The organism is Frigoribacterium sp. CFBP 13729, from assembly GCF_014841875.1.
In the GTDB taxonomy this organism is placed as follows: domain Bacteria; phylum Actinomycetota; class Actinomycetes; order Actinomycetales; family Microbacteriaceae; genus Frigoribacterium.
Map to the genome: position 1 here is coordinate 58,096 of NZ_JACYUR010000003.1, position 21,320 is coordinate 79,415.

Annotated in this window: 16 protein-coding genes; 6 read left to right on the forward strand and 10 right to left on the reverse strand. The window is 71.0% G+C overall.

Translation table 11 applies throughout. The features are described from left to right. Nucleotides 1-86: 86 nt before the first annotated feature. From IFT77_RS10715 to IFT77_RS10725, 3 genes are all read right to left on the reverse strand, one after another. Entirely contained in the window at nucleotides 87-1,319 is a 1,233-nt protein-coding gene (locus tag IFT77_RS10715) for a type II secretion system F family protein (protein WP_192169978.1), read from the reverse strand. After that, nucleotides 1,319-3,181 (reverse strand): type IV pilus twitching motility protein PilT, encoded by a 1,863-nt coding sequence (locus tag IFT77_RS17335; protein WP_305798189.1) that lies wholly within the window; start codon nucleotides 3,179-3,181, stop codon nucleotides 1,319-1,321. The genes IFT77_RS10715 and IFT77_RS17335 overlap by 1 nt, the downstream gene beginning before the upstream one ends. Before the next feature lie 73 nt (nucleotides 3,182-3,254). Further along, a complete protein-coding gene (locus tag IFT77_RS10725; RefSeq protein WP_371741017.1) occupies nucleotides 3,255-4,928 on the reverse strand; it encodes a GspE/PulE family protein in 1,674 nt (557 codons plus the stop codon). A 367-nt stretch (nucleotides 4,929-5,295) separates the two neighbouring features. Here IFT77_RS10725 and IFT77_RS10730 point away from each other — a divergent pair, with 367 nt between their 5' ends. From IFT77_RS10730 to IFT77_RS10745, 4 genes are all read left to right on the forward strand, one after another. Continuing rightward, nucleotides 5,296-6,030, forward strand: a complete 735-nt coding sequence (locus IFT77_RS10730) for a hypothetical protein (RefSeq protein WP_192169979.1) — start codon at nucleotides 5,296-5,298, stop codon at nucleotides 6,028-6,030. Next, a complete protein-coding gene (locus tag IFT77_RS10735) occupies nucleotides 6,030-6,626 on the forward strand; it encodes an ATP/GTP-binding protein (protein ID WP_192040715.1) in 597 nt (198 codons plus the stop codon). Before IFT77_RS10730 ends, IFT77_RS10735 begins: the two co-directional genes overlap by 1 nt. Then, nucleotides 6,623-7,123 carry a roadblock/LC7 domain-containing protein gene (locus IFT77_RS10740; RefSeq protein ID WP_192040714.1) on the forward strand — a complete coding sequence of 167 codons (501 nt, stop codon included), beginning with the start codon at nucleotides 6,623-6,625 and terminating at the stop codon, nucleotides 7,121-7,123. The genes IFT77_RS10735 and IFT77_RS10740 overlap by 4 nt, the downstream gene beginning before the upstream one ends. 179 nt (nucleotides 7,124-7,302) lie before the next feature. Then, nucleotides 7,303-7,662, forward strand: coding sequence for a hypothetical protein (locus IFT77_RS10745; protein ID WP_192169980.1), 360 nt, complete (start codon nucleotides 7,303-7,305; stop codon nucleotides 7,660-7,662). Nucleotides 7,663-7,762: 100 nt separating this feature from the next. On the opposite strand, the gene IFT77_RS10750 is transcribed toward IFT77_RS10745, so the two are convergent. Both IFT77_RS10750 and IFT77_RS10755 read right to left on the reverse strand, forming a co-directional pair. After that, nucleotides 7,763-8,302 carry a GNAT family N-acetyltransferase gene (locus tag IFT77_RS10750; protein WP_192169981.1) on the reverse strand — a complete coding sequence of 180 codons (540 nt, stop codon included), beginning with the start codon at nucleotides 8,300-8,302 and terminating at the stop codon, nucleotides 7,763-7,765. A 102-nt stretch (nucleotides 8,303-8,404) separates the two neighbouring features. Further along, nucleotides 8,405-8,761, reverse strand: a complete 357-nt coding sequence (locus tag IFT77_RS10755; RefSeq protein ID WP_192169982.1) for a helix-turn-helix transcriptional regulator — start codon at nucleotides 8,759-8,761, stop codon at nucleotides 8,405-8,407. 91 nt (nucleotides 8,762-8,852) lie between these two features. On the opposite strand from IFT77_RS10755, the gene map reads away from it, so the two are divergent. Further along, nucleotides 8,853-9,623, forward strand: coding sequence for a type I methionyl aminopeptidase (gene map / locus IFT77_RS10760; protein ID WP_192169983.1), 771 nt, complete (start codon nucleotides 8,853-8,855; stop codon nucleotides 9,621-9,623). Between the two features lie 85 nt (nucleotides 9,624-9,708). Here map and IFT77_RS10765 read toward each other — a convergent pair whose 3' ends face one another. The 3 genes from IFT77_RS10765 to rpoB all read right to left on the reverse strand — a co-directional run bounded on the left by IFT77_RS10765 (nucleotide 9,709) and on the right by rpoB (nucleotide 18,461). After that, the gene (locus tag IFT77_RS10765) at nucleotides 9,709-10,839 is read right to left on the reverse strand and encodes a GNAT family N-acetyltransferase (protein WP_192169984.1); all 1,131 of its coding nucleotides are present in this window, start codon (nucleotides 10,837-10,839) and stop codon (nucleotides 9,709-9,711) included. 199 nt (nucleotides 10,840-11,038) lie between these two features. Beyond that, nucleotides 11,039-14,920: a DNA-directed RNA polymerase subunit beta' gene (locus tag IFT77_RS10770; RefSeq protein WP_133738215.1), complete on the reverse strand. Its 3,882-nt coding sequence runs from the start codon at nucleotides 14,918-14,920 to the stop codon at nucleotides 11,039-11,041. A 49-nt stretch (nucleotides 14,921-14,969) separates the two neighbouring features. Beyond that, nucleotides 14,970-18,461, reverse strand: a complete 3,492-nt coding sequence (gene rpoB / locus IFT77_RS10775) for a DNA-directed RNA polymerase subunit beta (RefSeq protein ID WP_123547660.1) — start codon at nucleotides 18,459-18,461, stop codon at nucleotides 14,970-14,972. Nucleotides 18,462-18,802: 341 nt separating this feature from the next. Between rpoB and IFT77_RS10780 the strand changes: the two genes are divergently transcribed. Next, complete coding sequence (locus IFT77_RS10780; protein WP_133738214.1) at nucleotides 18,803-19,660, forward strand: spermidine synthase; 858 nt, start codon at nucleotides 18,803-18,805, stop codon at nucleotides 19,658-19,660. Nucleotides 19,661-19,700: 40 nt separating this feature from the next. Here the strand turns inward: IFT77_RS10780 and csrA are convergent, their stop codons facing one another. Both csrA and IFT77_RS10790 read right to left on the reverse strand, forming a co-directional pair. Then, entirely contained in the window at nucleotides 19,701-19,955 is a 255-nt protein-coding gene (gene csrA / locus IFT77_RS10785) for a carbon storage regulator CsrA (RefSeq protein WP_192040709.1), read from the reverse strand. Between the two features lie 177 nt (nucleotides 19,956-20,132). Further along, the gene (locus tag IFT77_RS10790) at nucleotides 20,133-21,320 is read right to left on the reverse strand and encodes a hypothetical protein (RefSeq protein ID WP_192169985.1); all 1,188 of its coding nucleotides are present in this window, start codon (nucleotides 21,318-21,320) and stop codon (nucleotides 20,133-20,135) included.

A 21,320-nucleotide genomic window follows, 5' to 3' on the forward strand; every position in this document is an offset into this window, starting at 1 on the left:
CAGGGGTCACCAGCAAAGCGACACCCGTTGCACACGACGAAGGGCCCGACCGATGGTCGGGCCCTTCGGGCAGAACGGCGCAGCGCCTACTTGATCAACGACGTGATCTGGAAGATCGGCAGGTACAGCGCGACGATCATGCCGCCCACGACGACGCCGAGGAACGCGATCAGCAGCGGCTCGATGAGGGCCGTGAGCGACTCCGTGGTCGACTTCACTTCCTGGTCGTAGAAGTCCGCCACCTTCTCGAGCATCGTCTCGAGGGAGCCCGCGTCTTCACCGACCGAGATCATCTGCGTGACCATCGGCGGGAAGACCCCGGAGGCGGTCAGGGGCGCGGCGATGGACTCGCCCTGCCGCACCGACTCCGCGACCTCGACCAGCGCCTCCTCGAGCACGTAGTTGCCCGAGACCTCGCCGACGATCCGCAGGGCGGTGAGGATGGGGACGCCGGCCCCGATCATGTTCGAGAAGTTGCGCGAGAAGCGGGCGATCGCGATCTTGCGCAGCAGCTCGCCGAACACCGGCAGCTTGAGCTTCAGCGGGTCGAGCTTCGAACGGACCTTGACCGAGTTCTTGTTCGTCTTCCACCAGATCGACCCGCCGATGCCGCCGATGATGAGCACCGGCAGCACGTAGGGCATGGCCCGAGACGCGTAGACGAGCATCATCGTGGGCAGGGGGAGCTGGCCGCCGAGGTTCGTGAACATGTCCTGGAAGATGGGCACGATGAAGGTCAACATGATGATCACCGCGAGCAGGGACATCACGAGCACGACGACCGGGTAGGTCATCGCCGACTTGATCGTGGATCGCAGCGCCACCTCCTTCTCGAAGTTGTCCGCAGTCGACTCGAGCGCCTTGTCCAGGAACCCGCCGACCTCGCCGGCCCGGATCATGTTGATCATCAGGGGCGGGAAGTGCTTGTCGTGCTTGCCGACCGCGTCGGAGAACGAGACGCCGGTCTCGACGTCGTCGCGCACCTCCTGCATGACCTTCTGCAGCGTCTTGTTGTCGACCTGGTCGGCGAGGATCGTCAGGGTGCGCAGCAGCGACAGGCCGGACGCGATCATGGTCGCCATCTGGCGCGACATGACCGCGATCTCCTTCATCTTGACGCCGCCGCCGCCGAGGCCGCCGATCGAGATCTCGCGCTGCAGGCCGGTGCCGTCGCTCGCCGCGGCGATCGAGATGGGCTGCACGCCCATCGTGCGCAGGCGGGTGACGACGGCGCCCTCGCTGGACGCGTCGACCTTGCCCTTGACGACCTTGCCGGCCGAGTCGCGGCCCTTGTAGGCGTAGGCGGTGCTGGTGGCCATCAGTTGCTCCCGATCGAGAAGGCGTCGCCGAAGTCGATGCCGGCGTCGAGGCCGGTCGTCTCGGCCTTGTTGATCACACGGGTGACGAGACGGTCGAAGCCCTCGGCGTCGTGCACCTTCTCCATCGCGGCCTTGTGCGTGACGGTGCCGGTGTTGACGAGGTCGGCCAGCTTCTGGTCCATCGTGTGCATGCCGAGGTCGCGCCCCGCCTGCATCGACGACGCGATCTGGTACGTCTTGCCCTCGCGCACGAGGTTGCCGATGGCCGGGGTCATCATCATGATCTCGGTCGCGACGACACGGCCCTTGCCGCCCGCCTTCGGCAGCAGCGTCTGGCAGACGACGCCTTGGAGCGTCGACGCGAGCTGGGTGCGCACCTGGTCCTGCTGGTGCGGCGGGAACACGTCGATCACACGGTCGATCGTCTGCGCGGCGCTCTGCGTGTGCAGGGTCGCGAACACGAGGTGGCCGGTCTCGGCGGCGGTCAGCGCGACCGAGATGGTCTCGAGGTCGCGGAGCTCGCCGATCAGGATGACGTCGGGGTCCTGGCGCAGCACGTGCTTGAGCGCGTTCGCGAAGCTGTGCGTGTCGTGGCCGACCTCGCGCTGGTTGACGATCGCCTTCTTGTGCTGGTGCATGAACTCGATCGGGTCCTCGACCGTCACGATGTGGTCGGCGCGCGTGCGGTTGACCAGGTCGATCAGGGCGGCGAGGGTCGTCGACTTGCCCGAGCCGGTGGGGCCCGTGACGAGCACGAGGCCACGGGGCAGCTTCGCGAAGCGACTGACGACCTCGGGCACGCCCAGGTCGGCGAGCTGCTTGATCTCGGTCGGGATGAGGCGGAAGGCCGCTCCCATCGCGCCGCGCTGCTGGTAGAAGTTCACGCGGAAGCGCGACTCGTCCGACAGCGAGTAGGCGAAGTCGAGCTCGAGCCGCTCGTCGAAATGCTCCTTCATCGCCGGGGTGAGCAGGCTGGTCAGGGCTGCGGAGACCGTCGGGGCGTCCCAGGGCTCGCCACCGGCGAGGGCGGGCTGGAGGCCGCCGTCCACGCGGAGGGTCGGGGCGGCGTCGACCGTGACGTGCAGGTCGGAGGCGCCCTGCAGCACGACCTCGCAGAGCGCCGCGATGAGCGCGGGGTGCGCGACCGTGCGGGCGTGCTCGTGCAGCTCGATGCCGGGTCGGGACTCGACCTGGGCGGCGGGGGGCGCCTCCTCGGCGGCGTGCTGCGCGCTGGACGGCGCGAACGACGGCACGCGCAGCAGGCCGCCGTCGCCGAGCTGGGGCGAGGCGGGCGCCGGGGCGGCGGAGTGCGAGGGAGCCGAGGAGGCGGCGGGCACGACCGGCGAGGTCGGCGCGGCCGACGACACGTCGGGCAGCGAGGGGGCCGAGGAGGCGGCGGCCGCGGCGTCGAGGGCGGTCTCGGCGGCGAGGGCTGTGTCGGCTGGCAGGTACGGCGGCATGAACGCCTGCGGTGCCGCGGCCGAGCCGACCTCGCCCACGGCGGGGCTGGCCGTGGCGACCTGGGCAGCCGAGTCGTCGAAGTCGTCGAAGCGAGGGTCGCTCCACGGGGTGCGGGCGGCCATGCCGCCGCCCTCGAGGGCGCTCGCGAGCCGCGCGGCGCGACGGCTGGTCGGCGCGGGGGTGGGGCTCCAGCCGAGCACCGCCTCCCCGCCGGCGTCGTCCATCGTGTAGACCGGGCCTCGGTCGGCCTCGTCGATGTGCGGCGCCAGCGTCGGCGGCGCCTTCGGCAGCTCCCACTCGGTCGCGGGGGTGTGGGTGCTCAGGTCGTTGCCGGGCGTGCCCGGGGTCCAGCCGTCGGCCGGGTCGACCTGGTCGGGGATCTCGAAGACGTTGTCGCTCATGCGGGCGTTCCCTCGGGTGCGGTGCAGCGGGCGGTGCGGACGGGTGCGGGGCGGGTGCGGACGGGCGAGGCGCTCACGCGACGACCCGCAGGATCTCTTCGACGCTGGTCAGGCCGAGCTTCGCCTTGGCCCAGCCGTCGTGGCGGAGGCTGACCATGCCCTGCTCGGTGGCGACGCGGGCGATCTCGGCGCTCGACGCCCGGGCGACGGCGAGGCGCTCGATCTCCTCGGAGACGCTCATCACCTCGTGCAGGGCGATGCGACCGCGGTAGCCGGTGTTCGAGCACTGCGCGCAGCCGACGGGCTGGTAGACGAGCGGCGCGGGCTCGTCGAGGCGCACCGGGAACCGCAGGTGCTCGAGCTGGCGGGGCGTGTACGAGGTCGGCGTCTTGCAGCGGTCGCAGAGGCGGCGCGCGAGGCGCTGGGCGACGACGCAGTCGATCGCGCTGCCGACGAGGAACGGCTCGATGCCCATCTCGGTGAGGCGGGTGATCGCGCTCGGGGCGTCGTTCGTGTGCAGCGTGCTGAGCACGAGGTGGCCGGTCAGCGACGCCTCGATGGCGATCTGCGCCGTCTCGTGGTCGCGGATCTCGCCGAGCAGGACGACGTCGGGGTCGGACCGCAGGATGCTCCGCAGCGCGCCGGCGAAGGTGAGGCCCGCCTTGGGGTTCACCTGCACCTGGTTGATGCCGTCCATCCGGTACTCGACCGGGTCCTCGACGGTGATGACGTTGATCTCGGGGCGCGCGACCGCGTTGAGCGTCGTGTAGAGCGTCGTCGACTTGCCCGAGCCCGTGGGGCCGGTCACGAGGATCATGCCGTAGGGCTTCGAGTACGACGCGGCGTAGACGTCGAAGTTGCGCTCGAGCAGGTTGAGGTCGCGGAGGCTCATCGACGTGTTCGAGTTGTCGAGGATCCGCATGACGACCTTCTCGCCCCACACGGTCGGCAGCGTCGCGACGCGGAGGTCGATCTGGCGGCCGCCGTGGCGGACCGACATGCGGCCGTCCTGCGGGCGCCGACGCTCGGCGATGTCGATCTCGCTCATGATCTTGAGGCGCGAGATCACGCCGTTCTGGATGGCCTTCGGGGCCGGCTGCATCTCGTGCAGCACCCCGTCGATGCGGTAGCGGATGCGCACGTCGTGCTCGGCCGGCTCGATGTGGATGTCGGAGGCGTGGTCGGTGATGGCCTGGCTGACGAGCAGGTTGACGAACCGCACGATGGGCACGTCGTCGTCGGGGCCGGAGGAGGCGATGTCGGCCTGGGCGGCCTCGACCGCGCTGGTCTCCTCCTCGAGCGTCGAGGTGAGGTCGTTGAGCTCGTCGTCGGCCCGGAGGTAGCGGTCGAGCGCGGCCTGCAGGTCGGCGCGGTCGGCGAGCACCGGCTCGACGCCGATGCGGAGCGCGGCGCGCACGTCGTCGATCGCGAAGACGTCGCCCGGGTCGGCCATCGCGAGCAGGAGGAGGCCGTCGCGCACCGCGATCGGCAGCACGCTGTGCCGGCGACACACGGCGGCGGGCACCATCGTCACGGCGGCGCGGTCGACGGGGTAGTCGACCAGCTCGACGAAGTCGACGCCGTTGGCCTGGGCCCGGGCGCGGGCGACCTGCGCGGAGGTCACGGTGCCGGACTCGAGCAGCTCCCGGATGGACGCCTCCTCGTCGGCGCCCCGGCGCCCCACGCGGTCGAGGTGCTCCATGGGCAGCAGCCCGTGCAGGATCAGGATCTCGGTCATCGAAGCCACGGGTGCATCTCCTCGGTACGCGCGCCCGGCATGTCGGGGTCCGGGCGGCAGGTCGTCGGGAGTCGTCCCGAGCAGTCGCCACGCTACGGCGGGGCCGCCTCCCCGACACGTCCCAGTGAGGGTGCCCCCCGTCTGCGTCACAGCCCCCCGCGGCGGGCTCCGCGACGACTCCCCCACAGGGACGAGGAGGCGCGGCGACCGCCCAGAAAGGGGGTCGCCGTCGCCCAGAACAGGGGGTGGCACGTCGACGGACGGGACTGGTCTAGTGGTCGGCGGCGGTCCCGGGCCCGACGACACGTGTGGCCCGGTTTCACGGATGACGACCGCCGAACCCCCCGAGGAGCCACGCACGATGCACGGTCACGAGATGACGTTCGAGCCTGCCCGGACCGCGCCAGCGGACCCGCAGGACCCCCACACAGGCAGCGCCGCCGGCCCCGAGACGACGGGCATCACCGTGCCGTCGTTCGGCTGGACCGGCGTGGCCATCGCCCTCCACCGCCTCCAGCAGCAGCCGACCGCGTCGATCGTGGTCGTCCGCCAGGCCGACCACCTCCCCCTCGTCGTCGACGTGGAGACGAACGCGTACTGGTGGGACACCCCCCTGACCGCGTTCCCCGCCGAGCCCGTCGACATCGACGTGGTCGTCGAGGCCAAGGACCCCGCCGTGGAGGCGTCGCGCCCGCCCGGCACCGACCTCGACGCTCTGCTCTGGCTGATCGGCACCAATTCGTTCCTCGGCGAGCTCGCGTGGTGGCTGCAGCGCGACGACCGCTACAAGCTGGTGCGCTGGCCCAACTTCACGATGCTGACGCACACCCCGGAGCAGATGCGGATGACCGCGATGCTCGGCTACACGTTCCTCCCGGTCGGCGAGCTGGCCAACGCCAGCGAGTCGGACCCGGCCGAGGCCCGGCGCCTCGTCAACGCGTTCAGCCTGATGCGCCTGCTGCGCTCCGAGTCGCCCGAGCCGGCCGCGGTCGCCGCCGCCGGCTCGTCGTCGGCCTCGTCGTCGTCCGCCGACCCCGACCACGTCCGGGTCGCCCCGCAGCCCCGCCGCGGCGGCCTGTTCAGCCGCCTGCGCGACCGGCTCGGCCTCTGATGGCCGAGCACGTCATCCTCTTCGGCGGCCCGATGGGCGCCGGCAAGACGACCGCGATCGAGACGCTCAGCGAGACCGAGGTCGTCCGCACCGAGGCCGCGAACACCGACCGGGCCACCGCCGACAAGGACACCACGACGGTCGCGCTCGACTACGGCGAGATCACGCTCGGCGAGACCGACAAGGTGCGCCTCTACGGCATCCCCGGCCAGCAGCGGTTCGACTTCATGTGGACGATCCTCAAGGAGCGCGCCAAGGGCATGGTGCTGCTCGTCAACAACGACGCCGCCGACCCGGTGGGCGAGATGCTGACGTTCCTCGACGAGTTCCGCGACCTCCACGACCGCGGCGGCGTCGTCGTCGCGGCGACGCGCTCCGACGTCTCGGCCACCCCGACGGTGGCCGACTACTCGGCGGCGCTGACCGAGCGCCGCCCCGACCTGGTCGTGCCGGTGTTCACGGTCGACCCCCGAGAGGAAGACCAGATGCGCACCGTCCTCATGACGCTCGTCGCCAACATCGAGATGCGCGAGATGTTCTCTGCACCCGCTGCCTCCGCCGCGCCCTCGCAGCCCGCCGTGGCGGTGGCCGAGTGAGCCTCGCGCCCCACCTCGACCCCGTCGTCGTCGACCTCGGCCGCCGGGCCCTGCTCGACATGGGCGAGGTGAGCCGCTCGCTCGTCTACGGCTCGTTCCTCACCGACGACGGCTTCGAGGTCGTCCACGTGCCCGACGGCAAGGTCGACGCGAACCGCTTCGCCAGCATGGCCAGCTCCATCCAGGCGCTCAGCGAGGCCGTCGCCCGGGAGGTGCGGATCGGCTCGAGCGAGTACGTCATCATCGCGTCCGACAAGGGCCACGTCATCCAGCTGCGCGTCCCCGGGCACCCCGTCGTGCTCGGCGCGCTGTTCGGCGACGACGAGACGCTCGGCAAGGCCCTCTCGGTCGCGCGCCGCTGCGCCCAGCAGCTGGCCGCCTCCTTGGCCGACCGCCCGGCCGTGCAGCCCGCCGCGGCCGCCCACGAGCCGGACGCCGCCGTCGAGCACGGCGACGCACCCGCACGCGCCGACGCCTACGGCGTCCCAGCGCTCTGACCCTGGCCAGGCACGCAGCCCTGCCCCTCCGACCGCTCCGGCCGCACCTCCGCGGCCGGCTGCCGAGCGGTGCCCGCCCGACGCCGGCACCGCTGCCCGCACCACCCCTGACCCGACCAGGTCAGGGCCGGACAGCTCACACCCGAACTGCCCTGACCCGAACAGGAAGCACTGACACCATGGCGAACATCTCCGAGTCCCTCGAGACCCTCCTCACCGTCGACGGCGCGATGGCGGCCGCCGTCGTCGACAGCGCGTCCGGCATGCTGCTCGGCGGCGCCGGCAGCGGCATCGACCTGGAGCTGGCCGCGGCCGGCAACACCGAGGTCGTCCGCGCCAAGCTCAAGACGGCCAAGTCGCTCGGCCTCGCCGACTCGATCGAGGACATCCTCATCACCCTGTCGAGCCAGATCCACATCATCCGCCCCCTCGCCAGCAACCGCGAGGTCTTCATCTACTTCGTGCTCGACCGCTCGAAGGCGAACCTCGCCCTCGCTCGCATGAAGTCCAAGGAGGTCGAGGGCCAGCTGGCCTTCTGACCCACGCCGCGGCTCCCTGCGCCGCAGCACCCCGACGGGGCGTCGACCACTGAGGTCGGCGCCCCGTCGTCGTGCTCCGGTGCGGGCGGTTGCGGGTGGCCTAGTCGAGGAGGCGCTGGTACAGCACGTGCTCGCGCCACTCCCCCGCGATGCGGAGGTAGCCCGGCGCCGAGCCGTACTGCTCGAAGCCCGAGGCGGCGAGCACGGCACGCGACCCCGCGTTGTGCGGCAGGGCGCTCGCCTCGAGGCGGTGCAGGCGGAGGCCGGTCGCCGCGAGGTCGACGACGACCGCCAACGCCGCCTTCGCCAGGCCCTGCCCCGTCCGCTCCCGGTCGACCCAGTAGCCGACGGCCGCCTTCTGCAGGGGCCCCCGGACGATCTGGTTGAGGGCGATCGTGCCGACCACGCGGTCGCCCTCCATCAGGTGGAACGGCTGCTGCTCGCCGGCGGCGGCCGACGCGATGCGCGCCGTGAGCATCGCCCGCTGGCCGGCGGGCTCGAAGAACGACGGCGCCCGCTCCGGGTCCCACGGCGCGAGGTGCTCGCGGTTGCGCCGGTGCGCCTCGGCGAGGGCGGCGGCGTCGCCGACCCGCGCCTCCCGCAGGAGGACGGTGTCGGTGAGGGCCTGCTCGAACTGCACCCCCCGACCCTAGGCCGCGCCCGTGTCGGTCGTCGCGGACAGCGACGCAGGCGTCGTGGGACGACGTGGGCGAGGGCCCACGCCTGCGGCGTCCCTTCTCGCCTACGCCGTCTCGGGGCGAGGGACGAGCAGCCGGGGAGGCGGCGGCCGAGGGTGCTTGGAGGCGAGCGGCGCGTCGACGGGGACGACCGCCTCCTGCGCCTGGTCGCCCTGCGCCGGCCGGCTGATCTCGGCCCAGACGTCGTCGAGCGAGACGCCGACGACCTGGGCGATCGCCGCGATGGTGGGGAACGACGGGGTCGCGACCCGGCCGGACTCGATCTTGCGCAGCGTCTCGGGCGAGACGCCGGCGTCGAGGGCCGTGCGGAGCATCGACCGCTCGCCGCGCGCCTGCCGGAGCAGGGCCCCGAGGCGGCGGCCTCGAGCGACCTCGGCGGGGCTCAGCGGCAGACGGACCATGCGCAGAGCCTAGCCCGAGGAGGCGCCTGCCGGGATAGCATTACCGGGACAGTTGTCCCGCCGCCCGCCGGCAGACCCGAGGAGACGCCCCGTGATCGAGATCTTCAGCCCCGCCGAGCTGGGCCGTGCCCGCGACTCCGGAGCGCTGGTCGGGCACATCCTGCACACCGTGTCGCAGCGCGTCGCGGTCGGCACGAACCTGCTCGAGATCGACGAGTGGACTCGCGAGATGATCGTCGAGGCCCGTGCCGAGTCCTGCTACGTCGACTACGCGCCGTCGTTCGGCCGCGGGCCGTTCGGGCACTGGATCTGCACGGCCGTCAACGACGCGGTGCTGCACGGCCTCCCCCACGACTACGCCCTGCGCGACGGCGACCTGCTCACGCTCGACCTCGCGGTCGTGCTGAACGGCATCGCGGCCGACTCCGCGCTGAGCTTCGTCGTCGGCACCTCGCGCCCCGCGGGCAGCACCGAGCTGATCGAGACGACCGAGCGCGCCCTGGCCGCCGCGATCGCCGCCGCCGTACCCGGAGCGAAGATGGGCGACGTCTCGTACGCCATCGGCTCGGTGCTGACCGGGGCGGGCTACCCCGTGAACGTCCAGTTCGGCGGCCACGGCATCGGCTCGACCATGCACCAGGACCCGCACGTCGCCAACATCGGCCGCCCCGGCCGCGGCTACAAGCTGCGCCCGGGCCTGCTGCTCGCCCTCGAGCCGTGGGTCATGGCCGACACCGACGAGCTCGTGACCGACGACGACGGCTGGACGCTCCGCAGCGCGACGGGCTGCCTCACGGCGCACAGCGAGCACACGGTCGCCATCACCGAGGACGGCGCGGAGATCCTGACCGTCCGCGGCTAGCTCGACCGGCTCGTCACGATCGAGGTGACGCGTCGAGGAGGTGCGGCGGTCGCTCACGCCTCCGACGCGTCATCTCGTTCGGCGGTCAGTACTCGCGGAGGTACGCGGCGCGACGGCCCGCGACCGTGAAGCCCGCACGGTCGTAGAGCCCGACGGCGCCCGTGGGGCTCGTCGAGTCGACGTCGAGCACGCAGAGCTCGAAGCCCTGGTCGGCCTGCCGCGCGAGGGCCGTCGCGAGCACCGACTGCGCGAGGTGCCGGCCTCGCCAGGCCCGCCGGACGCCCACGTAGTCGACGTGGGCGCTGCGACCGCCGTGGGCCGGCCACTGCTCGGGCTCGACGGTGGTGAGCACGAAGGCGACCACCTCCTCCTCGCCGTCGTCGCCCGCGGCGACCGCCACGAACGAGAGGTCGGGGCGGAACGTCGCCGCCCCGACGAGCATGCGCCACACCTCGGGCGTGCTCGCCTGGCTGCCCCAGTGGTCGACGAAGGCCTCGTTGCGGGCCAGACGGGTCGCTTCCTCGCGGTGCGTCGAGTAGTCCTCGAGCCGCACCGCGGGGTCGAGGGGCACGGGCTCGACCGGGCGGGTCAGGTCGCGGCTGAGGGTGCTCCACCACCGGGCGGGGCCGAAGCCCTGCCGCCCCAGCAGCGCCGCGTGGCTCTTCGCTTCCTGCTCGACGCCCGCCGCCAGCACGGCCGGCAGCACGTCGTCCGAGGCCGACAGGTGCTGCTCGCCACGCAGCCGCTGCCACTCGACGAGGTCGCGCCCGAGGCCCCGCCCGCGCCGACGCGGGTCGACGCCGCCGTCGACGGACACGCGCACGACCGACTCGCGGACGGGCCAGAGGAAGCTCAGGCCCCAGGCCACCAGCTGGCCGTCCCCCTCGTCGGCCACGAGGGAGTCGCGCTCGAGGTCGATGCCGGGCATCTCGAGCAGCTGGCGCATCGACGACAGCGACGTCACGTGCAGCGGGTGGTCGAGCGACGCCACGCGCCCGTCGAGCGCGTGCAGCGCCTCGAGGTCGGCGAGGGTCGCCGGGCGCCAGCGCAGGCCGTCGCGGTCACGAGGGAGGCGCGCGTCCGGCCTCGGGACCCGGGCGCTGACGGGCAGGTCGACCGCGTCGAGCCGGACCCCCGCCGCGGCCTCGCCCCGCGCGACCGTGGACTCGGGGGGCTCGACGGACGGGGACGGCTGTGCGGACTGCTCGGTGCTCATCGCTCCATACTGTCTGGTCTCGGGAGCCGCCCAGGTCACGGGACCGCCCGCGAGCCTGCGGGACCGACCCGCGCCTCCCCGAGGTCGCCCGGGAACGACGACGGGCCCCGTCCCTCGCGTGGTGCGAGGGCCGGGGCCCGTCGTGGTGCCTGGTGGCTCCGCAGGTCATCAGACCCGCGGCGCCTTCAGACGATCCCGATCAGTTGTAGGTGCCGGGGGTGAAGTCGTCCGACGAGAACGAGTCGAAGTCCACGAAGCTGAGGTCAGCCTCCGTGAACGACGCGTCGTCCGTGAACACGCGGTTGGGGTACCGCTCGGCCTTCGCTTCTTCCGTCGCCTCGACCGAGACGTCGCGGTAGCGCGACAGACCGGTTCCGGCGGGGATCAGCTTCCCGATGATCACGTTCTCCTTCAGACCGACCAGGGGGTCGCTCTTGCCCTCCATCGCAGCCTGCGTGAGCACGCGGGTCGTCTCCTGGAAGGAGGCGGCCGACAGCCACGACTCGGTCGCGAGCGAGGCCTTGGTGATGCCCATGACCTCCTGGCGGGCGGACGCGGTCCGCTTGCCCTCGGTCAGCGCCGCACGGTTGATCTCGTTGTACTTCGACCGGTCGACGAGCTCGCCGGGGAGCAGGTCGGTGTCGGCGTGGTCGACGACGGTGACCTTGCGGAGCATCTGACGGACGATGACCTCGATGTGCTTGTCGTGGATCGGCACGCCCTGCGAACGGTAGACGTCCTGGACGCCCCCGACGAGGTGCTGCTGCACCGCACGGACGCCCTTGACTCGCAGGACCTCCTTCGGGTCGACCGCACCGGCGATGATCTGCGCACCGAGCTCGACGTGCTGACCGTCCTCGACGAGGAGGGTCGAGCGCTTGAGCACGGGGTAGATGACCGGCTCGTCGCCGTTGTCGAGGTTGAGGATGACCCGTCGGGCCTTGTCCGTGTCCTCGATCGTGATGCGACCGGCACCGTCGGCGATCGGGGACGCACCCTTGGGGGTACGTGCCTCGAACAGCTCCGTCACGCGGGGCAGACCCTGCGTGATGTCGTCGGCCGAGGCCGAACCGCCGGTGTGGAAGGTGCGCATCGTCAGCTGCGTGCCGGGCTCGCCGATCGACTGGGCCGCGATGATGCCGACGGCCTCGCCGATGTCGACCAGGTTGCCGGTCGCGAGCGAGCGGCCGTAGCACTGGGCGCAGACGCCGACCGCGGCCTCGCAGGTGAGCACGGAACGGACCTTGATGGTCTCGACCCCTGCCGCCACGAGCTCGTCGATCAGAACGTCTCCGACGTCGGCGCCGGCCTCGGCCAGCACGGTGCCCTTCGCGTCGACGGCCGCGGCCGCCAGCGAACGAGCGAACACGGTGTTCTCGACGGTCGCGTCGCGCACCATGACGCCGTCGGCGTCGGGTGCGGCGATGGGCATCTCGAGACCGCGCGAGGTGCCGCAGTCGTCCTCACGGATGATGACGTCCTGCGAGACGTCGACGAGTCGACGGGTCAGGTACCCCGAGTCGGCCGTACGGAGGGCCGTGTCGGCCAGTCCCTTGCGGGCACCGTGCGTCGCGATGAAGTACTCGGCCACCGACAGGCCCTCGCGGTACGACGAGATGATCGGGCGGGGGATGATGTCGCCCTTCGGGTTGTTCACGAGGCCTCGCATGCCGGCGATGTTGCGCACCTGCAGCCAGTTACCACGAGCACCCGAGGTGACCATGCGGTTGATCGTGTTGTCGACCGGGAAGTTCGCCCGCATCTCGGCGGCGACCTCGTTCGTGGCCTCCGTCCAGATCTTGATCAGGTCCGCACGACGCTCGGCGTCGCTGATGAGGCCCTTGTCGAACTCGGACTGGACCGCTGCGGCCTGCTTCTCGTAGCCCGCCACGATCTCCGGCTTGCGCGGAGGCGTGAGGACGTCGGAGAGGGCGACCGTGACACCGGAGCGCGAGGCCCAGTAGAAGCCCGCGTCCTTGATGTTGTCCAGGGCAGCCGCGACGGCGACCTTGGGGTAGCGCTCGGCGAGGTCGTTGACGATCGTCGAGAGCATGCCCTTGTCGGTCACCTGCTGCACGAACGGGTAGTCCGCCGGCAGGTTCTCGTTGAAGAGCGCGCGACCGAGGGTCGTGTCGAGCAGGATGTCCTGTCCGACCTCGTAGCCCTCGGGAGCCTCGCCCTCGGCGAAGTGCACGCCGTTCATGCGGATCTTGGCCATCGCGTTCAGGTCGAGCGTGCCCTGGTCCTTGGCGAGGATCGCCTCGGACACGGACGAGAAGGCACGGCCCTCGCCGACTGCGCCCTCGGTGACCGTCGTCAGGTAGTGCAGGCCGATGATCATGTCCTGTGCGGGCAGGGTCACCGGTCGGCCGTCGGACGGCTTCAGGATGTTGTTCGACGCGAGCATAAGGATGCGCGCCTCGGCCTGGGCCTCGACGGACAGCGGCAGGTGCACGGCCATCTGGTCGCCGTCGAAGTCGGCGTTGAACGCCGCGCAGACGAGCGGGTGCAGCTGGATGGCCTTGCCCTCGACCAGCTGGGGCTCGAAGGCCTGGATGCCGAGACGGTGCAGCGTGGGCGCGCGGTTCAGCAGCACGGGGCGCTCGCGGATGATCTCCTCGAGGACGTCCCACACCTGCGGGCGCGAACGCTCGACCATGCGCTTGGCGCTCTTGATGTTCTGAGCGTGCGACAGGTCGATCAGGCGCTTGATCACGAACGGCTTGAACAGCTCGAGCGCCATCTGCTTGGGCAGACCGCACTGGTGCAGCTTGAGCGTCGGGCCGACGATGATGACCGAACGGCCGGAGTAGTCGACGCGCTTGCCGAGCAGGTTCTGGCGGAACCGACCCTGCTTCCCCTTGAGCATGTCGCTCAGGGACTTCAGGGCGCGGTTGCCGGTGCCCGTGACGGGACGGCCGCGGCGACCGTTGTCGAAGAGCGCGTCCACCGCCTCCTGCAGCATCCGCTTCTCGTTGTTGACGATGATCTCGGGGGCACCGAGGTCGAGCAGTCGACGGAGGCGGTTGTTGCGGTTGATGACGCGACGGTAGAGGTCGTTCAGGTCGGACGTCGCGAAGCGGCCACCGTCGAGCTGCACCATCGGGCGCAGCTCGGGCGGGATCACCGGGACGACGTCGAGCACCATCGCGGCGGGCGAGTTGCCCGTGGCGAGGAAGGAGCTGACGACGCGCAGGCGCTTGATCGCGCGGATCTTCTTCTGGCCCTTGCCCTCCGAGATCTGCAGGTGCAGGTTCTCGGCCTCGGTGGTCAGGTCGAAGCCCTCGAGGCGCTTCTTGATGGCCTCGGCGCCCATGTGGGCCTCGAAGTACATGCCGAAGCGGTCCTGGAGCTCGTGGAAGACGGCGTCCTCGGGCTTGAGGTCGCCCACCTTCAGCGTGCGGAAGTCCTCCCACACGCGCTCGAGGCGGTTGATGTCCTCGTCGAAGGCCTTGCGGGTCTGGCCCATCTCCTTCTCGGCGACGTCCTTCGCACGACGCTTCTGGTCGCTCTTCGCGCCTTCTTCTTCAAGAGCGGCGAGGTCGACCTCGAGCTTCTGCAGACGGTCGGCGATGCGCGTGTCGCGCTGCGTCTCGAGCTGCTTGATCTCGAGGCGGAGCTCGTTCTCGAGACCGGGCATGTCGGCGTGACGGCCCTCGTCGTCGATCGAGATCACCATGTAGGCGGCGAAGTAGATGACCTTCTCGAGGTCCTTCGGCGCCATGTCGAGCAGGTAGCCGAGGCGCGACGGGACGCCCTTGAAGTACCAGATGTGCGTGACGGGGGCGGCGAGCTCGATGTGGCCCATGCGCTCACGGCGCACCGACGACTTCGTGACCTCGACGCCGCAGCGCTCGCAGACGATGCCCTTGAAGCGGACGCGCTTGTACTTGCCGCACGCGCACTCCCAGTCACGCGACGGCCCGAAGATCTGCTCTCCGAAGAGGCCGTCCTTCTCGGGCTTCAGCGTGCGGTAGTTGATGGTCTCCGGCTTCTTGACCTCACCGTGCGACCAGGCACGGATGTTCTCGGCCGTGGCGAGGCCGATCCGCAGCTCATCGAAAGTTGTTGCTTCGATCAAAATTCAGTCCCTTGTCAGATGTATCGACGTGTCGTTGTGGGAAGGGGGCTTAGATCTCGTCGACGTTCGACGACTCGAAGCGGGAGGAGATGTTGATGCCGAGCTCTTCCGCAGCACGGAAGACCTCGTCGTCCGTGTCGCGCAGGCTGACCGTCTGGCCGTCGGCCGAGAGGACCTCGACGTTCAGGCACAGCGACTGCATCTCCTTGATGAGGACCTTGAAGCTCTCGGGGATGCCGGGCTCCTGGATGTTCTCGCCCTTGACGATCGCCTCGTAGACCTTGACGCGGCCGAGGATGTCGTCGGACTTGATCGTCAGGAGCTCCTGCAGCGCGTACGCGGCACCGTAGGCCTCGAGGGCCCACACCTCCATCTCTCCGAAGCGCTGTCCGCCGAACTGGGCCTTGCCGCCCAGGGGCTGCTGCGTGATCATCGAGTAGGGGCCCGTCGAACGAGCGTGGATCTTGTCGTCGACGAGGTGGTGGAGCTTCAGGATGTACATGTAGCCGACCGAGATCGGGTTCGGGAAGGGCTCTCCCGAGCGACCGTCGAACAGCATCGTCTTGCCCGAGGAGCCGATCAAGCGGTCGCCGTCTCGCGTGGGCAGCGTCGAGTCGAGGAGACCCTCGATCTCGCGCTCGGCGGCACCGTCGAACACCGGGGTGGCGACCTTCGTGCCGGGAGCCGCGCTGAGCGCCTCCGGCGGGAGGTTCTTGGCCCACTCCTGGATGCCCTCGACGTTCCAGCCCTGCGCCGCGATCCACCCGAGGTGGATCTCGAGCACCTGGCCGAAGTTCATGCGACCGGGGACGCCCAGCGGGTTCAGGATGATGTCGACCGGCGTGCCGTCCGCGAGGAACGGCATGTCCTCGACGGGGAGGATCGTCGAGATGACGCCCTTGTTGCCGTGACGGCCGGCGAGCTTGTCGCCCGCGGTGATCTTGCGTCGCTGCGCGATGAACACCACGACGCGCTGGTTGACGCCCGAGCCGAGCTCGTCGTCGCCGTCCTGCGAGTCGAAGACCTTGACGCCGATGACGGTTCCCTGCTCGCCGTGGGGCACCTTCAGGGACGTGTCGCGGACCTCACGGCTCTTCTCGTTGAAGATGGCGCGCAGGAGGCGCTCCTCGGCCGACAGCTCGGTCTCGCCCTTGGGCGTGACCTTGCCGACGAGGATGTCGCCGGGACGGACCTCGGCACCGATGCGGATGATGCCGCGGTCGTCGAGGTCGGCCAGCAGGTCGGGGCTGACGTTGGGGAGGTCACGGGTGATCTCCTCCTTGCCGAGCTTCGTGTCGCGGGCGTCGACCTCGTACTCCTCGATGTGGATCGAGGAGAGCGTGTCGTCCTTCACGAGGTTCTGCGACAGGATCATCGCGTCCTCGTAGTTGTAGCCCTCCCACGGCATGAACGCGACGAGCAGGTTCTTGCCGAGCGCGAGCTCGCCGTTCTCGGTCGCAGGGCCGTCGGCGATGACCTCGCCGACCTCGATGCGCTGACCGGCGTCGACGATCACACGGTGGTTGTAGCTGGCGCCCTGGTTCGAGCGGTCGAACTTGCGCAGGTAGTAGTCCTGCGTGCCGCCCTCGTCCAGCTGGACGGTGACGACGTCGGCCGAGACCTCGGTGACGACGCCCGCGGCGTCGGCGGTGACGACGTCGCCGGCGTCGATGGCCGTGTAGCCCTCCATGCCGGTGCCGACCAGGGGGCTCTCGCTGCGGACCAGCGGGACGGCCTGACGCTGCATGTTGGCGCCCATGAGGGCGCGGTTCGCGTCGTCGTGCTCGAGGAACGGGATGAGCGAGGTCGCGACCGACACCATCTGGCGCGGCGAGACGTCCATGTAGTCGACCTCGTCCTTGGCGACGAGCTCCACCTCGCCGCCCTTCTTGCGGACCAGCACCTTGTCGTCGACGAAGTTGAAGTCGTCGTCGAGCGGGGCGTTGGCCTGGGCGACGACGAACTCGTCCTCCTCGGAGGCGGTGAGGTAGTCGATCGTGGTGCTGACGTTGCCGCCGTTGACACGACGGTAGGGCGTCTCGATGAAGCCGAACGAGTTGATGCGGGCGAACGACGCGAGCGAGCCGATCAGGCCGATGTTCGGGCCTTCCGGGGTCTCGATCGGGCACATGCGGCCGTAGTGCGACGGGTGGACGTCGCGGACCTCGACGCCGGCGCGCTCGCGGCTCAGGCCGCCGGGGCCGAGCGCGCTGAGGCGACGCTTGTGCGTCAGGCCCGACAGCGGGTTGTTCTGGTCCATGAACTGCGAGAGCTGCGACGTGCCGAAGAACTCCTTGATCGCGGCGACGACGGGGCGCACGTTGATCAGGGTCTGCGGGGTGATCGCCTCGATGTCCTGCGTGGTCATGCGCTCGCGGACGACGCGCTCCATGCGGGACAGGCCGGTGCGGACCTGGTTCTGGATCAGCTCGCCGACCGCGCGGATGCGACGGTTGCCGAAGTGGTCGATGTCGTCGACGTCGAGGCGCAGCTCGACGGACTCGCCGTCGCGTGTGCCGTCGATCGTCTTCTGCTCGGCGTGCAGCGAGACCAGGTACTTGATCGTCGCGACGATGTCGTCGACGGTCAGGACCGAGTCGCCGAGGGGCGCGTCGATGCCGAGCTTGCGGTTGATCTTGTAGCGACCCACCTTCGCCAGGTCGTAGCGCTTCGGGTTGAAGTAGAAGTTGTCGAGGAGCGCACGCGCGGCCTCGGCGGCGACCTGCTCGCCGGGACGGAGCTTGCGGTAGATGTCCTTGAGGGCTTCTTCCTTCGTGAGGATGGCGTCCTTCTCGAGGGTGGCCTCGATGGACGCGAAGCCCTGGAACTTCTCCGTGATCTCTTCGCTCGTCAGGCCGAGGGCCTTGAGGAAGACGGTGACGCTCTGCTTGCGCTTGCGGTCGATGCGGACGCCGACCTGGTCGCGCTTGTCGATCTCGAACTCGAGCCAGGCACCGCGGCTGGGGATGACGCGAGCCGAGTAGATGTCCTTGTCGGACGTCTTGTCGGAGGCGCGCTCGAAGTAGACGCCGGGGCTGCGGACCAGCTGCGACACGACGACGCGCTCGGTGCCGTTGATGATGAACGTGCCGCGCTCGGTCATGAGGGGGAAGTCGCCCATGAAGACCGTCTGGGTCTTGATCTCACCGGTGAGGTGGTTCATGAACTCGGCGTTGACGTAGAGAGGGGCGGCGTAGGTCTTGCCGCGCTCCTTGCACTCGTCGATGGAGTACTTGGGGTCTTCGAGCTCGGGAGCCGTGAAGCTGAGCTGCATGGTCTCGCCGAGGTCTTCGATCGGGGAGATCTCCTCGAAGATCTCCTCCAGGCCGGAGTGCAGCGCGAGGTCGGTGCGACCCTGTTCGGTCGCCTCGGCGAGGCGGGTCTTCCAGATGTCGTTGCCGACGAGCCAGTCGAAGCTCTCGGTCTGCAGCGCCAGGAGGTCGGGGACCGTGAGCGTGTCGGTGATCTTGGCGAACGAGAGGCGCGATGCGCCACGGCCGTTCTTGGGCGAGTTGGTGGATGCGGTGTTCGCAGCAGCCAAGGAAGTTACCTCCGTGGACCCCGTCGGGTCATCACTGTCGGACAGTATGAGTGGGTGGTGAACGGCCCTCCCGGGAACCGTCGGCCGCGCGGCAGGGTCGCTGGACCGTGCCGAGAGGCCGAGACCGAGGACGCCCCCGCCGCGATATTCGGGGGACTGTCTCGGATGTGCGTCGTCGACCGAGATATGACGACGGGACGCACGAGGGAGCGCAAAGGTCAATACTATGCAGCCGGGACACGCCTGGCAAGCCCTGTCGTTGACCTCGAGGCTGACCTCGGGTATAACGCAGGCGATCCCGCGGAATTCCGCCCGCGCCTCCTCGGTGGGAGGATCGGGACATGGCCGCACCCCACGACGACCCGCCCGCCGAGGTCTCGATCGGAGCGGGCCTCGCCCGCGTCGACGAGGACCGGCACCGGCCCGGCTCGTTCACCCTCGTCGTCGACGGCACCCCGCAGTCGCACGTCGACCTCGACGACCCCACGCACCTCGCCTTCGAGTACGTCCGCCGCATCGGGCACGCGATCGACCTGCTGCCCGAGGGGCCCCTGACGGCCCTGCACCTCGGCGGCGGCGCGCTCACGCTGCCCCGGTACGTCGAGGCGACGAGGCCCGGCTCGCGCCAGCAGGTGATCGAGCTCGAGGCCGACCTGATCGCGCTGGTGCGCGAGCGGCTGCCGTTCCCGAGGGGCGCCTCCATCCGGCTCCGCTACGGCGACGCCCGCGAGGTGATGGAGAAGCTGCCGGCCGGCCTGCGCGGGTCGGTCGACCTGCTCGTCGTCGACGTCTTCGGCGGGTCGCGCATCCCCGCGCACGTGACGAGCCTCGAGTTCTACACGGCCGCCTCCTCGTTCCTGTCGCCGACCGGCATGCTGATCGTCAACTCGGCCGACGGGGCCGGGCTGGCCTTCGCCCGCGGGCAGGCGTCGACGTTGTCGACCGTGTTCGAGCACGTCGCCGCGGTCGCCGACCCGGCCACCCTCAAGGGCAGGAGGTTCGGCAACGTCGTGCTGATCGGCTCGCCCTCGCCGCTGCCCACCGACCGCATGCCGCGGCTCTACTCGTCGGACCCGCTGCCGGCCAAGGTCGTGCACGGGCGCGAGCTGCGCGACTTCGTCGCCGGGGCACCGGTCGTCACGGACGCGACCGCGGTGCCCTCGCCGGAGCCGTCGCGGAGCGTGTTCGGGAGTCGCTGACGCCGGCTGCCCGCCGGCGGGGAACGGCTGGCCTGCGGGGCTACTGGTCGGCGCGGGGGGCAGGGGCGCCGAGGGCGGCACGGAGGCGGGCCTCGGCGTCGGCCGCGGCGGTCGCGCCGGCGGCTTCGACGTTGGCCTCGGTCACGGCCTTGACGACCTCTTCGCGCTGGATCTTCACGCCGCGGGGGGCGTCGATGCCGATGCGCACGCCGTCGCCACGGGAGTCGAGGACGGTGATGACGATGTCGTCACCGATGAGGATCCGCTCCCCGACCTTGCGCGTCAACACCAGCATCCCCCCACCTTAAGGGTGGAGCACCACGACGCGGGCATCGAGTTGCCCCGGAACGCTGGTCGGGAGCGTTCCGAGCAGCAGATCGGGGCAACTCGTCGCTTCCCGGGGCCGGGCGCGGGCACGAGGGCGCGCCAGGGGGCGAGGGGGCCGGGCCGGGCGCGGGCGCGGGCGGGCGGGCTAGGCGCGCCAGCCGACCGGGACGCCGAGCAGGTGCACCGTGCCGGGCGTCGACGTGTCGTCCTCGCCGACGACGGCGACCGCCGCCACCGGCTGCACGGCCCGGACGGCCTCGACCCAGCGGGCGGTGTCGTCGTGCTTGCGGCCGACGTCGACGGCGACCCAGACCTGGTCGGCCGCGATCGCCTCGAGGGCGGCGGGCGCGGCGGCGTCCCACGCGAGGGCGGTGACGACGGCGGAGTCCTCGTGCACGCCGGTCGCCCGGGCGAGGATCGCCCCGCGACGGTCGGCGGCGTCGACCGAGCGCAGCCCGAACGACGTCGCCATCTGGGCGGCCACGCGGAACGCGTCGCCCGGACGCCCGACGACGACCACGAGGTCGCCGGCCCCGCGCAGCACGGACGGTGCGGGGCGGTCGCCCGCGTCGCCCGGGGCGAGCGCCGACGGGGCGGACGAGGAGGCGGCGGCCGCGGCGAGGAAGGCGGCCGCGGTCGTCAGGGGGCCGGCGGGCGCCTCCTCGACGTCGTGCGCCTCGGCCGTCGGGGCCTCGGGGGCGGCGATGCCGTTGAAGGTGAAGTCGTCCATGATCTCGGCGAAGGCGTCCGTGCGGGTCGAGAGGTCGCCGGCGGCCGCGGCGACGGCGGGCGACGGGACGGAGGCGGCAGCGGCCGCCGCGGCGCGGGCGGCGCGACGCGGGCTGGCCGCGGCGGACGGCCGTGCGGCAGCGGCGCCAGCACCAGCGGCTGCGGCTGCGGACGCCGGGGACGCAGGCACCGCGCGGACGACCCGCGGCGCGGTCGTCTCGCGCCCGGACAGAACGTCGTCGAACGGGTCGCGCGGGCCTGCGTCGGCCTGCGGACGGGCCGCGCCGCGCTGATCGACCGCACCGCCCAGGTCGGCACCGCCGCGCGGCTCGAACCCGTCGGCAGCGTCGGCGTCCGCGAGCAGCGCCGCGATGCCGGCGCGCGAGGCCGGGGGCGTGATCGTGATGCGGGCCGTCGGCACGTCGGTGCGCGGGTCGGGCACCTCGACCGTGACCTCGTAGTGCTTGCGGGCGAAGACGCCCGCGACTCCCCCGACGGTCACCTTCTGCGCCGCGACGATCCGGGCGCCGGGGCCGTGCACGGCGCGGACCTCGGACCGCAGCGCCTCGAGCGACTCGCCGCTCATCATCCTCCGCGTGGGCAC